This window comes from Flagellimonas olearia (genome assembly GCF_004150225.1).
GTDB lineage: Bacteria > Bacteroidota > Bacteroidia > Flavobacteriales > Flavobacteriaceae > Flagellimonas > Flagellimonas olearia.
On record NZ_ML142915.1, the window covers coordinates 1 to 13,713 of the forward strand.

At 43.4% G+C, this 13,713-nt stretch carries 15 protein-coding genes and 1 pseudogene; 12 read left to right on the forward strand and 4 right to left on the reverse strand.

Going from position 1 to position 13,713, the window contains the following annotated elements:
• Positions 1-939: pseudogene (locus tag DN53_RS16600) on the reverse strand (hypothetical protein); the annotation flags it as partial.
• A gap of 211 nt (positions 940-1,150) precedes the next feature.
• On the opposite strand from DN53_RS16600, the gene DN53_RS16605 reads away from it, so the two are divergent.
• The 6 genes from DN53_RS16605 to DN53_RS16630 all read left to right on the forward strand — a co-directional run bounded on the left by DN53_RS16605 (position 1,151) and on the right by DN53_RS16630 (position 6,577).
• Positions 1,151-1,891, forward strand: a complete 741-nt coding sequence (locus tag DN53_RS16605) for a carboxypeptidase-like regulatory domain-containing protein (RefSeq protein WP_129656056.1) — start codon at positions 1,151-1,153, stop codon at positions 1,889-1,891.
• Positions 1,888-2,682 carry a carboxypeptidase-like regulatory domain-containing protein gene (locus DN53_RS16610; protein ID WP_129656057.1) on the forward strand — a complete coding sequence of 265 codons (795 nt, stop codon included), beginning with the start codon at positions 1,888-1,890 and terminating at the stop codon, positions 2,680-2,682. The genes DN53_RS16605 and DN53_RS16610 overlap by 4 nt, the downstream gene beginning before the upstream one ends.
• An 85-nt stretch (positions 2,683-2,767) precedes the next feature.
• Entirely contained in the window at positions 2,768-3,277 is a 510-nt protein-coding gene (locus DN53_RS16615; RefSeq protein ID WP_242502210.1) for a DUF6702 family protein, read from the forward strand.
• A gap of 60 nt (positions 3,278-3,337) precedes the next feature.
• A complete protein-coding gene (locus tag DN53_RS16620; RefSeq protein WP_129656059.1) occupies positions 3,338-5,656 on the forward strand; it encodes a M1 family metallopeptidase in 2,319 nt (772 codons plus the stop codon).
• A gap of 78 nt (positions 5,657-5,734) precedes the next feature.
• Positions 5,735-6,013 (forward strand): Sec-independent protein translocase subunit TatA/TatB, encoded by a 279-nt coding sequence (locus DN53_RS16625; RefSeq protein ID WP_116217461.1) that lies wholly within the window; start codon positions 5,735-5,737, stop codon positions 6,011-6,013.
• A gap of 3 nt (positions 6,014-6,016) precedes the next feature.
• Positions 6,017-6,577 carry a phosphatase PAP2 family protein gene (locus tag DN53_RS16630; RefSeq protein ID WP_129656060.1) on the forward strand — a complete coding sequence of 187 codons (561 nt, stop codon included), beginning with the start codon at positions 6,017-6,019 and terminating at the stop codon, positions 6,575-6,577.
• Here the strand turns inward: DN53_RS16630 and DN53_RS16635 are convergent.
• The gene (locus DN53_RS16635) at positions 6,555-7,196 is read right to left on the reverse strand and encodes an O-methyltransferase (RefSeq protein WP_129656061.1); all 642 of its coding nucleotides are present in this window, start codon (positions 7,194-7,196) and stop codon (positions 6,555-6,557) included. The genes DN53_RS16630 and DN53_RS16635 overlap by 23 nt on opposite strands.
• Positions 7,197-7,266: 70 nt before the next feature.
• Between DN53_RS16635 and DN53_RS16640 the strand changes: the two genes are divergently transcribed.
• Positions 7,267-7,725: a GNAT family N-acetyltransferase gene (locus tag DN53_RS16640; RefSeq protein ID WP_129656062.1), complete on the forward strand. Its 459-nt coding sequence runs from the start codon at positions 7,267-7,269 to the stop codon at positions 7,723-7,725.
• A 57-nt stretch (positions 7,726-7,782) separates the two neighbouring features.
• The gene (gene kynU / locus DN53_RS16645) at positions 7,783-9,051 is read left to right on the forward strand and encodes a kynureninase (protein ID WP_129656063.1); all 1,269 of its coding nucleotides are present in this window, start codon (positions 7,783-7,785) and stop codon (positions 9,049-9,051) included.
• Here kynU and DN53_RS16650 read toward each other — a convergent pair.
• Positions 9,025-9,906, reverse strand: coding sequence for an AraC family transcriptional regulator (locus DN53_RS16650; protein WP_129656064.1), 882 nt, complete (start codon positions 9,904-9,906; stop codon positions 9,025-9,027). The genes kynU and DN53_RS16650 overlap by 27 nt on opposite strands.
• 122 nt (positions 9,907-10,028) lie before the next feature.
• On the opposite strand from DN53_RS16650, the gene DN53_RS16655 reads away from it, so the two are divergent.
• Positions 10,029-11,177, forward strand: a complete 1,149-nt coding sequence (locus DN53_RS16655) for an MFS transporter (protein ID WP_129656065.1) — start codon at positions 10,029-10,031, stop codon at positions 11,175-11,177.
• A 9-nt stretch (positions 11,178-11,186) separates the two neighbouring features.
• Here the strand turns inward: DN53_RS16655 and DN53_RS16660 are convergent, their stop codons facing one another.
• Entirely contained in the window at positions 11,187-11,864 is a 678-nt protein-coding gene (locus DN53_RS16660) for a hypothetical protein (RefSeq protein ID WP_129656066.1), read from the reverse strand.
• Positions 11,865-11,967: 103 nt separating this feature from the next.
• Here DN53_RS16660 and DN53_RS16665 point away from each other — a divergent pair, with 103 nt between their 5' ends.
• Genes DN53_RS16665 through DN53_RS16675 form a run of 3 tightly spaced genes read left to right on the forward strand, consistent with a single transcriptional unit; the run spans position 11,968 to position 13,650 of the window.
• Complete coding sequence (locus tag DN53_RS16665; protein ID WP_129656067.1) at positions 11,968-12,597, forward strand: RNA polymerase sigma factor; 630 nt, start codon at positions 11,968-11,970, stop codon at positions 12,595-12,597.
• The gene (locus tag DN53_RS16670; RefSeq protein ID WP_129656068.1) at positions 12,598-12,786 is read left to right on the forward strand and encodes a hypothetical protein; all 189 of its coding nucleotides are present in this window, start codon (positions 12,598-12,600) and stop codon (positions 12,784-12,786) included. It abuts the gene before it with no gap.
• 36 nt (positions 12,787-12,822) lie between these two features.
• Positions 12,823-13,650, forward strand: a complete 828-nt coding sequence (locus DN53_RS16675; RefSeq protein WP_129656069.1) for a mechanosensitive ion channel family protein — start codon at positions 12,823-12,825, stop codon at positions 13,648-13,650.
• The last annotated feature ends 63 nt before the right edge of the window (positions 13,651-13,713 follow it).

Here is a 13,713-nt window from a genome sequence, read left to right on the forward strand (position 1 = left end):
GGTCGCGGCATCGGTGGCCGCGGTCGGTGTTCCAAGTCCTGTGATAACGGCCCCGTTGGCATCGTTTCCATCGGCGAGCACTTCCTCTATGTTCTGTATTTCGTTAGTATCACTCAAATCCCCATCCGCAGCAATATGATTATTGATCGCGGTGGTGTTGGCGGTTATATTGGCGGTATTGGCAGTAATATCCGCACTCTCTTCCAGCGATGAAAGATTGGCAGAAAAACTGGTGGCGCCTTCGGTAACCGTTATCTGGTTGGTGGTGGTGTTAAAGGTCACACCCGTAATATCGTCATCCGCTAGATTGTCCACATAACTTTTTGTAGCAGCATCCTGTGGGGCTGTTGGGTTTTGTAAATTGGTAAGCTTGGCGGCATTCCCCATGCTCACGTCGGTCAAGGGCGTGCCAAACCCACTAAGGGGAATGGACAATTTGTCCAATTTGGCATTGGTTATGGTGCCGTTTTGTATTTTATCGTTGGTAATGGTCTCTACGGCAATATGGGAATTGAGAACGGAGAAATTGGTGATGTTGTCACTTCCAATCTTGTTGACCTCATAATTGTAATTGATGCCATCGGGCGTATCCTCTTGGGTAATGACCACTGTGCTGTCCCGTGACGTAACATTGTACAGGGCCAAGGTGCTTACGGTGAAGGAATTGTCCAAGGCTTCGCAGATATTGATCCATTCCGTTCCATTATAATAGTGAAGGCAATCTTCGTCGGTATTGTACACCAAGGCACCAGCTAAAGGGTTGATGTTGTTCATCTCGCCAGTGGTGACCCTGGTGATGACCAAGGCACGGGTGCTGCTTTCCAATTCCAGTACGGAGGCTGGGTGCAAGGTCTGCGGATTGTTACCAATTTTTACCTGACCACTAAGGGTGTTGATCATGAGTAGGCCAATGACCAAGTAGAGGATATGCGTTTTCACAGTATTCGTATTTGAGGTTTCCAAACGGAAACTACAAAACTAAACCTATGATCGGATTATGGGAACATTTCCCGTCAAAATACGAAGTTCAAGGGTGAACGGGCATGCTTTTTCCCGAAAAACCTGTGATAGAATTAACAAAAGTTTAGAACGGCTTTATTTTTTTATATCGTCTTCAAGGGTTTTCTTTAACTTGGGTTAAATATGTTTTATGAAAAATGCAATTGTCATCCTGTTCTCAATGCTCCTTTCCGGGCTGTCCATGGCACAGGATAACCGCCAGATTTTGAGGGGAAAAGTACTTTACAGGAATACCAATGTGCCCAATGAGAATGTCATCAATTCCACCACGGGAATGGCCACCATCACCAATGAGGATGGTGAGTTTGCCATTTCGGTGCAGGCTGGGGACCAGTTGGTTTTCACGGCAATCAATTACCAGTTGGAAGTCATTACCATTACAGCTGAAATTCTACAGAACAATCGCTTGGTGGTGGAGGTGAACGAAAAAGTACGGGAGTTGGATGAGGTGGTCGTGACCCCTGAGGACCAAGAACGTTTCCTGGAAGTGAAAAATGATGACTTTAAGGAGTATAATTACGAGATAGACCGTAGTACCGAAGTAGAGAACGTTGCGGAATCCCGAAGCGTTCGCGGTATGCGGGACGGATTGAACTTTGTGAACATCTTCAAGGCCCTGTTCAAGGCCCAACAGGCCGAAGGGCAGCAAAGAGCACCGCTCAAGGTCAGTGAGGTGCTTAGGCATGTCTATGACGATGAGTTTTTTGTGGCCGACCTACGATTGCCCCAGGATAAGATAGATGACTTTTTATTGTATTGTGATGATAAAATCCCATCACAGACCCTGTTGCGCAAGGAAAATGAATTTCAACTTATCGATTTTTTGGTAACCCAGAGCAAGGCCTATTTGGCCACCATGGATGACGAATGAAAAGATTCCTTCTGGCACTCGGATGCCTTATGGCAATTTCGGTCCAAGCGCAAGACGGGCCTTCTAAATCCCTTTTGGGTAGGGTAACCAGCCAAGGGGGTGATGTGGCCGGGGTAGTGGTCCAGAACATCAACTCGGAACAGGCCGTGATCACCGATATGGATGGGAACTTTTCCATTACGGTGCAGCGGAACGATACCTTGGTGTTTTCCGCGGTTCAGTACCAAAGAAAGGTACTCCCCATAACTGAAGTGCTCTACCAAACCAGTTTTGTCATGGTTCCCTTGGATGAGTTTGTGAATGAACTGAAGGAAGTAGTAGTAAGACCGTATGACCTTTCCGGTGATCTAAATCAGGATTTGGATAAACTCACCTTGGAGAAAGACGTAAGCGCCGAAGCCTTGGGACTGCCCAATGCACACCAAAAAATACCCACCCAAAGCGAACGGAAATTACAGGAGGCATCAGCAGGGATGTATTCACTTAGTCAACCTTTAAAAGTAGGAATAAACCCGATAATTAATGCCATAACCGGTCGCACCAAGATGTTGAAGGAAAGGGTAAAGTTGGATGGAGCCTATGCGAGGACCCAAAGGGTCCAGGATTTTTATGTGGACTCGCTTTTTGTGGTCACGTTAAAGATTCCCATGGAAAAGATTGACGACTTTATGTATTTCTGTGAAGTAGATGAAGCTTTCCAAAAAACCGTAGATTCGCACGATAAACTCAAAATCTGGGATTTTATGGTCCAAAAGAGTAGGATGTATAGGAAAAACAACAATTTGGACTAGGTTTTTTCGCATCCTTTGGCATAGAAATTGACCTAATACTGTAACACACCCCAAAGTTTTGAGTCAAATATTACATATGATGAAAATGAGAATTACAAAAAGAGCGGTACTGCTTTTTACTGCCGTACTTCTTTTGTCCTTCGCATCCGCACATAAATTCTACGTTAGCGTTACCAATGTGGTGTATTCCGAAACAGAGGATGCCCTACAGATCACCAGTCGCATTTTTATTGATGATATGGAGAAATTGTTGGAGGAACGCTACGGCATCAAGGCCAAATTGTCCACTCCCAACGAAGCCAAGGTTTCGGATGAATACATTGAAAAATATTTCAGGGCCAAGTTTGTCCTCGAACTCGATGGAAAGCCAACTCCCTATACCTTTTTGGGCAAACGTTACGACAATGATGTGGTCATCTGCTATTTAGAGGTGGCCCAAGCCAATTTTGACGAGCTAAAAACACTTTCCGTACAAAATGAAATCCTTACCGATCTTTTCGATGAACAACAAAATGTGGTCCATATCAAATGGAAGGGACACAAAAAGAGTTTTGTGCTCATCAAGGAAAATAATAAAGGAATGTTAAACTTATAACGTATTGTTAAGAATTGGTTAAAATACGCTATTTTTCACCGTTTTAAAATCAAATTAAAAATGAACAAAGTCAAGTATTGTGTTGCTTCTTTCTTGTTTCTTTTTGGTGCCGTGACCCTATCGGCACAGGAAGAAGGAGAGGTGAAGCAAGAGCGACAACCCGGTCATTATAACCAAAGTAAATTTAAACAGTTGTACGAGGAGTTTTCCACTCCAAATAGCTATAGGGCTGCATCTGGGGCACCGGGCCCAGATTATTACCAGCAGCAAGCCGACTATGTCATTGATGTGAAATTGGATGACAAAAATGCACGTATCCATGGCGAGGAGACCATTACCTATCACAACAATGCTCCCGAAGATTTGGAATTTCTATGGGTGCAGTTAGATCAAAACGTACGGGCCAAGGACTCAAAGTCTCCACTACGCAACGGTAATGGGGTAAACATCGCCTATACGGCCGGAAATTTTGCCGAAACCTATATCAATGAACCGTTTGATGGAGGTTTCAACATTGAGTATGTAAAGGACGCCAGTGGAAAACCGTTGTCCTATACCATCAATCAGACCATGATGCGGTTGAACATTCCACAACCCTTGAAAAGTGGGGAAAAAATTTCCTTCTCCATAAAATGGTGGTACAATGTACCCGATCATACCATAAGCAGGGCACGTTCCGGATTTGAGTATTTTGAGAAAGACGGTAACCGTGCCTATGTCATAGCACAGTTTTTTCCAAGAATGGCAGTCTACAGCGATGTGGAAGGCTGGCAGAACCATCAGTTCTGGGGAAGTGGAGAGTTTGCACTACCCTTTGGAAATTATGAGGTGAACATTACCGTACCCTCCGATCACGTTTTGGATGCCACTGGTGAATTGCAGAATCGCGATGAGGTGTTCTCCAAAGAAATGATGAAGCGCTATAAAGAAGCCAAAAAATCATACGATAAACCTGTGATCATTGTGAACCAGGCCGAGGCGGAAGCTGCTGAGAAAGGTTTTGCCACTGATACCAAGACCTGGAAGTTCAAGGCCACCAATGTCAGGGATTATGCGTTTGCCACATCCCGTAAATTCATTTGGGATATGCAGGCCGTAAATATTGGCGGAAAGGACGTAATGGCCGTTTCCCTATATCCCAAGGAAGGAAACCCGCTTTGGGAAGATATGTCCACCAAAGCTGTGGTGCAGACCCTAAAGACCTATTCACAACATACGTTTGATTATCCCTATCATAAGGCCATTTCGGTGCATGCCAAGAACCAAGGGATGGAGTATCCCATGATCTGTTGGAATTATGGTCGCCCCAACGAGGACGGTACGTATTCCGATAGGACCAAGTTTGGGATGATCAGTGTGATCATTCACGAAGTGGGCCATAACTTTTTCCCAATGATTGTAAATTCCGATGAGCGTCAGTGGGGATGGATGGATGAAGGTCTGGATACCTTTATGCAGTATTTGGCCGAGCAGGAATTTGGAAGAAACAATCCAAGTGTCATTTCCCCCAACGAAAATTACCCATCACGAAGAGGAAATCCTGCCGATATTGTACCCTACATGAGCGGAGATCAGAGCACTATTTCCCCCATCATGTCCAATCCGGAGAACGTATACCAATTGGGTCCCAATGCTTATGGCAAACCGGCCACGGCATTGAATATTTTAAGGGAGACCGTAATGGGCAGGGAGTTGTTCGATCATGCGTTCAAGACCTATGCACAGCGTTGGATGTTCAAACATCCTACCCCAGAGGATTTCTTCCGTACCATGGAAGACGCTTCCGCAGTGGATTTGGATTGGTTCTGGAGAAGCTGGTTCTATACCACCGATTATGTTGATATAGGTGTAAAAGGCGTCAAGAAGTACTATGTGAGCAGCGAACCAACAGCGGAAATGAAAAAGTACATGGCGGATAGGAATATTACCGAAGCCGATTTGCCGCCCTTGGTATATTTGGCCGAAGAAGATAGCGAGGACTTTATGCCCGAATTGAAAGGTAAGGCTCCCTCAGAAACTTCGCAGAACCTAAAAGAGTTTATGATGGACAACATGACCGAAGCCGATAGGGCGAAGGTCGAGGAGCCCAAATATTTCTACGAAATCACTTTTGATAAGCCGGGAGGCATACCCATGCCTTTGATCGTGGAGTATACCTATGCCGATGGTACCAAGGAAAATGTGACCTATCCCCCAGAAATATGGAGAAAGAATGATACCGAAGTAAAAAGGGTCATTTCCTCACAAAAAGAATTGGTGGGGATCGTGGTAGATCCTAAATTGGAAACCGCGGACATTGATACCACCAATAATGCATGGCCCATGAAGGACGAAAAATCCGATTTTGACAAGTTCAAGGAGAACATCAAAGGAAAATAATACAAAACTCTTGAAAGAGCCTCGTGATTTCACGGGGCTTTTTTTATTTTCCCAACAACTTCTGATTATATTTGTTGCATGTATTTTCTATTCATTAGCGGAGGAGAGATTTTTTTCATCCTATTTATAGTGGTGATGGTCTTTGGTGCCGATAAAATCCCTGGAATAGCCAAGGGGCTTGGTAAGGGAATGCGTCAGCTGCGGGATGCTACGGACGACATTAAGCGTGAAATCCAGAAAAGTGCCGAAAGCCAAGGCATAGATACCGATTTTACCAAGGATATTAGGAATGAACTCAACGAGGTCAAGAAAAATGTGGATGAAGTAACGGGCTCCATCAAAAGGGGAACCAAGTAATCCATGTTGGAGCGGCTTCTGGAGTGGGATCGGGACACCTTTATCTATCTCAATGGGCTGGGTATTGAAAAATATGACGGTTTTTGGACCGTTGTCACCAATTTCTGGACTTGGACGCCACTCTTTATTCTCTTTATCTTTCTGTTGTTCCGCAAATTTTCGAAGCGCGAAGCCTTTTATAAATTATTGACCGTTTTGGGGTTGGCGCTTTTTATCACGGCCATTACCCATTGGACCAAGATTTCCGTCGCCCGTTTGAGGCCGAACAACACTGAGGAAATCAATTTACTTATACGGATTCTAAAAAGCCCAACCGATTATAGTTTTTTCTCTGGGCATGCCTCAAGCTCATTTTCCCTGACCCTATTGGTATTTCTTTTTTTGAGGAAAAAAGTGAAATGGGCCTATTTGTTTTTTGTTTGGCCGATTCTTTTTACCATGAGCCGTATTTATGTGGGTGTGCATTATCCCATCGATATTATTGTAGGGATGTTGGTAGGATTGTTGTCAGGAGTGCTTTTTTATAGACTGTACCAAAGATTTATTTCACCCTACACAGGGTAAGTCCATCCCTGATGGGCAACAATACCGTTTCCACTCTGGGGTCGTTCTTCAGTTTTTCGTTATAGGCAAGAAGTGATGCCGTGGCCTTGTCGGACGGCTCAAGAGGTTCCACTACTTTTCCAGACCAAAGTACATTGTCCGAAAGAATGACACTACCCGGTTTGGTTTTTTGTATAACGGCTTCAAAGTAAGCATCATACTCCACCTTAAAGGCATCTATGAAGATGAGGTCAAAAGTAAGGTCGAGTTTAGGGATGATATCGAGTGCATCACCCGTATGTTGTATGATTTGGGAAGCGTAATCACTCCTATCAAAATACCTGCGTTGCATATCGTGCAGTTCCTCATTGACTTCAATGGTATGCAATTGACCATCTTTTTGAAGGCCCTCGGCCAAGCATAGCGCTGAATACCCCGTATAGGTTCCAATCTCCAAAACATTTTTTGGCGCAATGATTTTGGACAGTAAACTTAACACCCGTCCTTGAAAATGTCCGGTGATCATGCGGGGGCGGACCACCTTCAAGTGGGTTTCCCGGGAGAGTTCCGCCAAAAGGGCCGGTTCGTCCTCGGAACTGTTGATCAGATAATTTTCAAGTGTGGAAGAAAGAAAATGCATGTTTTTATTTTTGCAAAAATAGAGAAAGAACTACATTGAAATACCAGTTTAGCAAAAGGAAACCATGTCAATGAAAAATATACAGATCAGGAATGCCCATTTGGAGGATTTACCTGTGCTCTTGGAGTTTGAACAGGAAATCATAAAAGCGGAACGCCCTTTTGATGTTACCCTCAAGGAAGACCCTATCAGTTATTATGACCTCAAGGCCATGATTTTGGACCAAGAAGCCTCCGTAGTGGTAGCCGAAGTGGATGAAAAGGTGGTGGCTTCGGGCTATGCCATTCCCAAAAGGGCAAGACATTATTTGGATCATGAATACTATGCCTATTTGGGTTTTATGTATACTGATGATGAGTACCGTGGTATGGGTATCAACGCCAAGATTGTGGAGGCCTTAAAGTCTTGGTCCTTGGAGAAAGGATTCAAGGAAATTAGGCTTACGGTCTACAATGATAACTTTCCGGCCATTAAGGCTTATGAAAAAGTGGGTTTTAAAAAGCACATCATAGAAATGCGTTTGGAATAATCAATAAAAGTAAATCGTATGACAAGTTGTATTTTTGAAACCAATTAAAAGCATAGTATGACCTTTAAGAACACCTTGGAATTTGCCCAACAATTGGATGCGGAGGATACACTTTCCAGCTACAGGGAAGAATTTCATTATCCGCAGGTAAATGGGAAGGATGTCATTTACTTTACGGGTAATTCTTTGGGATTGCAGCCCAAACGTTCGCAGAAGTACGTGGATGAGGTAATGAAGGATTGGCGAGAGCTCGCCGTGGAAGGGCATTTTTATGCCGATAAACCCTGGTGGGACTATCATGAGCGATTGACCGAAGGCCTTTCCAAAGTAGTGGGGGCAAAACCGGCAGAAGTTTCGGTCATGAATACCCTTACCGTGAACCTACATTTGTTGATGGTTTCCTTTTACCGACCCACGGCAAAACGATTCAAGATTATTTGTGAGGAAAAAGCCTTTCCCTCCGACCAGTACATGCTGCAAAGTCAAGTGAGGTTTCACGGTCTGGATCCCAAAGATGCCATTGTCGAGGTAAAAAAAAGGGAGGGGGAACATTCTTGGAGAACCGAGGATATTCTGCAGACCATTGAAGAAGTAGGAGATGAACTTGCACTGGTCCTGATGGGTGGAGTCAACTACTACAACGGGCAGGTATTGGACATGAAGGCCATAACACAGGCCGGAAAGTCCGCTGGTGCCTTTGTGGGATGGGACTTGGCACATGGTGTGGGCAATGTGAAACTCCAATTGCACGATTGGGGCGCCGACTTCGCGGCTTGGTGCAGTTATAAATACATGAACAGTGGTCCGGGGAATGCTTCCGGTATTTTTGTTAACGAACAGTATCTGGGTCAAAAAGATATTCCGCGTTTTGAGGGTTGGTGGGGCAACAAAAAAGAGACCCGTTTTTTAATGGAACCTGAGTTCGACCCGATGGCCTCTGCGGATGCATGGCAGTTGAGCAACCCGCCCATATTGTCATTGGCCCCTTATTTGGCTTCTTTGGAACTTTTTGATGAGGTGGGTATGGACGCCCTGATTGAAAAGCAACGGAAAATAGTGGCTTATTTGGAGTTTGTCCTTCATGAGATTGATAAGCAGGTAGAAAGCTCTTTTGAAATCATTACCCCTAAGGATCGAGGCTGTCAGCTTTCCGTTTTTCTGCATGGGGAAGGTAGATCCCTGTTTGATTATTTAATGAAAAATGGAGTGATCACGGATTGGCGGGAACCCAATGTGATCAGATTGGCACCTGCTCCTTTTTATTGCTCCTTTGTGGACATGTACAATTTTGGCCAGATTTTAAAGCAGGGTATCCTGCAAAAGTAGGTTGCCATATTTCCTTTTTAAATAGGTGGAAGGCGTAGTACCCTGATATTTTTTAAACTGTCGGGAAAAATAGGAAGGATCATTGAACCCGGATTGGTACATGACCTCGGTGATCAAAGTGTTGTTGGTATTGAAAAATTCCAAGGCTTTATTGATTCGGAACTCATTCACAAAGTCGATAAAGGTACGTTGGGTCATTTTTTTAAAGAATCTGCAGAACGAATTTGAGGTAAGGCCCAACTGGGTCGAAATTTCAACTACGGAAATGGTGCCTGAATAGTGCTCGTTCACATATTCAAAGATTTCCTCCAATCTTTTGATGTCATCTTTTTTGAAGTTGTCCAAGGCAAAATTATCAAATAAAGGTTCATAAGAAGTCTCCCGGGACAAGTGGTTCAATATAGAGAGTAGGTTGATCAATTTGCCTTGATGGTCCAAATCCCCGAACCGTTCAAAATCGGGCCCAAGCCTATTGTGGACCTCTGGACCAAAGACCAAGCCCTGTTTCGATTTTCGAATTAGGGCATTGATTTTGCCCAACTCGGGAAAAATCTTGAGTTTCTCCTCCAGAAACTCTTTTTTGAATTGGATTACGATCTCTAGGTTGTCCACATGATCTCTATTGCCAAAATCGGCATGGGGAATGTTTCCTCCCAAAAAAACCAAAACACCGTTGGAATAGGCTTTCTTTTGTGAACCAATGCGTAATATTCCTGAACCATTCTTTACATAAACCATTTCATATTCAGGGTGGACATGCCAACCTGCAGATGCACAATGGTTTTCATTGGCATAGGATTCAATTTTTAAGGAGGTGTCTACGGCAACATTGATGGATTCCAATATGGGCTTCATAAAGTAAAATTACCAAAAACTAGAAACATAATATTCATTTGGGAATAAATCATTTTAGTATTGGAATAATATAGGCAAGTCAATTAGGATTAGGATTGTTTAATTTGTAGGGACTATATTCTATGAAATCACTCGCACTTATTTTTTCTAACCCTAGGTATTTTGCCCCAGCCTGGGTTTTTACCAGTCTTAATATTTGGTTTGGTACGTGGGCCATTTATATACCTACCGTAAAGGAAAAACTGGGTATAGATAAAGCTGATTTGGGCATTGCCTTATTTTGCTTGTCCCTTGGGGTTTTCACCATTTTTCCCATGGCATCCAAGATCATTAACCGATTGGGTGTTGGAAAAGCCACTTGGGTAGGGGTACTCTGTACAAGCTTTGCGGCCATGTTGCCCTTGATGGCTCCCAGCTATCCGATTTTAATGGGAAGTCTTTTTGTTTTTGGGTCCTGCACTGGATTTACAGATATCTCCATGAACACCTTGGTGACCGAAATTGAGAAAGAGGATAAGAAAAATTTCATGTCTGCAGCCCATGGGTTCTTCAGCTTGGGCGGAATATTGGTGGGCTTGGGGAGTTTTCTCATCCCAATTATTGGAAACCCTGTCCTTCACATGGGTCTTACGGTGACAGTGGTCTTGATAGTGAATTTGATTTTCTATAAAAACTACATCCACATTGTAGCTGCCCCAGTGGAAAAGGAGCCTTTCAGTCTAAAATTGTTCAAGCCTCTATTGTTGTTGGGCATCATAGGCTTTGTTTCCATGGGAAGCGAAGGCGCCATCATAGATTGGAGTGGCCTTTACCTGAAAGAGGTCACTTTGGCCCCGGAGATGCTAATCGGTTCAGGTTTTTTGGCGTTTTCCACGGCAATGACCCTCGGACGCTTTTTGGGGGATGGTATCAGTGCCCGGATAGGGTCGGTTAAGATTCTTGGTTTGGGAGCCTTGGTGGCCATTGGTGGATATGCGCTGGTACTTTCAGGACAAACGATACCTGCCATTGTTGGTTTTGCTTTCAATGGTCTTGGGTTTTCGGTAATGGTTCCCGAACTGTTCAGGATTGGGGGCAATGTAAAAGGGGTAGATTCCGCACAAGGCGTTTCCTTTATTGCAGGGACAGGGTATTCGGGTTTCTTGGTCGGGCCTGTGATTTTAGGTTTTTTGGCAGAGCAGGCCTCTTTGGTGCATAGCTTTTATGTGTTATTGGCCTGCGTACTACTCGTATTGGGAATTACATTTTTCCTCCATAAAACCCGGAAATAGGGAGTTCAATTACTGCACTTTCAATTGCGAGAAATAGAGATGGAAACTACCATCGGCCTTTTTGTGGCTTCTTGATATTTGAATACCATTGATTTCGGTATAATCTTCCCAAGTAGTAGTAAGTGAAGGTTCTTCTTGATTGGCTTTTCGATAGGTCCACTCGCGGACGATATAATCGTCCTTGAAATAAAAATCATAGGCATCTCCAGGAGTGTATCCGCCATCATTGCCATACACAATGGTCAATTTTTGCATGTTTTCCCCACTTATGGGGGCTTTTTCACTCATGGAATGTCCAAAAGAATAGTTGCCGGCATCCCATACAAGATTAAACGGAGCCAGTAGCCAGTATTTATCATTGATAAAACCCCCATTGGTCTTTTGGGCAATACTGTCCATGGATTTTCGATTATAGGTCAAGGTGTCGGTCCCAGATATAGCGGTGACCTCATTCTCCTTGGTTTTCCAGACCCAACTGCGTTCAAAATGAGTACTGTCCCTATCCACATTGAAGGTGAAATCAATTTGGTTAACCGATTTCCAGTTGGCCAACCCATGCGCATCGGCAATCAACTCGGGAATGCTTTTTTCTGGGGTGGCTTCAACAGTGCTTGGCGTTTTGGGTTCGGTCTTGCAGCCTATGAAAATGGCCAAAACAAAAATGCTGAGTAGGGATAGAGTCTTCATGTCTGGTTTTTAATCAAATATACCATGTTTTTAACTTATCTTGCGCCCCATTTTTTGATAAGGATCGATTGGATAGGTCGACGTAAAACTAAATAACCTGGGTGTGACTTTTTTCAAAAAGCTGTTTCTAATACTTATAAGTAACCCCGACAAGGAATATTTGGAAACGGAAGACCATTATGCCCATCTATCTGATGAGGAATTAGTGAAGCGTATTGTGGCGAGCAACGACCCTTTGTTATTTGAGAGGTTGTACGATCGCTATGCAAAAATGGTATACAACAAATGCTATGGATTTGCCAACTCGGATGATGAGGCAGAAGACTTGACCCAGGATGTTTTTTTACAGCTCTTCATTAAATTGAAGATGTTTAAGGGAAAATCTAAATTTTCAACATGGTTATATTCCTTCACCTACAACTTTTGTGTCAATTACGTCAACCGGAACAAACAACGGAAGATAAGAGATCAATCCATTCCCGTGGAAGATACAGAGTATAAACTTTCCGAAGAGGTCCCGGATGAAAGTCTCTATGAAATGAAGGCCGACAAGCTCAAGAAAGCCTTGGAGCTTATTGCGCCAGAGGATAAATCAATTATGCTGTTGAAATATCAGGACGGAGCATCTATCAAGGACCTTGTGGGTATTATGGAGATCGGGGAAAGTGCGGTAAAGATGCGGTTGAAGCGAGCAAAGGAAAAACTATTGGAAATCTACAATACCCTGCAATAGATGGCAAAGAAAGAAAGGAATCCGTTTAAGCAACTGGAGGCCTCCCTTAAGGAGGCACCGCCAGGAATGAAGAAGAAGGTGATGAACGACATTGCTGCGGCAAAGTTGATCATGGACATGGCATCCCTGTTTTCCATTAATATTGGAAGTGCTTTGCGAAAATTGTTCAGGACACTGGGAGAACACTAAGAAGAATACTAAGAAGAACACTATAAAGCTATATGTATGGAAACACTAAGTAATTGGAAGAATGTTACTTTGGACTCACTTTCTTCAATGGGGAAGAATATCGGTGCTGCCCTTCCCAAGATTGTGGGGGCCATTGCCATTCTTATTTTGGGATGGTTGATCATTAAGATCGTACTTTTTATTTTGGGCAAGATTTTGAAATTGGCCAAAATGGATGCCTTAAGTGAGCGTATCAATGAAATGGACCTTTTGGGTAATGGTAAGTTTAAAATCGATATCGTCAAGATTACCCTTGGGTTTGTAAAATGGTTGTTGCTGTTGGTCTTTTTTATTGTGGCCGCCGATATCCTGGATTGGGGGATCATCTCTACCGAAATTGGCAACCTGTTGCGTTATTTGCCCAGATTGTTCACGGCTTTGGTATTGTTTACCATTGGACTGTATTTGGGCAGCATAGTGAAAAATGCCATTAAAAATCTGTTCGAATCATTCGAGTTTGGGGGAGGTAAAATCATAAGTGGGCTTATGTTCTATGTAATTGTCATTTTCATGTCGATTACTGCTTTGAACCAAGCTGGGGTGGATACTACCATCATTACCAATAATATTACCTTGATCATGGGGTCTTTTCTATTGGCCTTTGCGCTAGGGCTTGGTCTTGGGTCTCGGGAAATTGTGGCTGATCTTTTACGGTCTTTCTATACCCGTAAAAACTATGCTGTTGGGGATAAGGTCGTTATTGGGGAGGACAGTGGTGTTATTGAGGCCATAGAGAACAACAGTTTGACCTTGGTGACCAAGAATGGAAAATTTGTGATTCCAATCAAAGATGTGGTGTCGCAAAAGGTTGAAATAAAGTCCTAAAACAGCAATTGGGAGAATGTAAAGTCATTTGACCTCAACTTCCTTGGAATTTGATTATTTTTG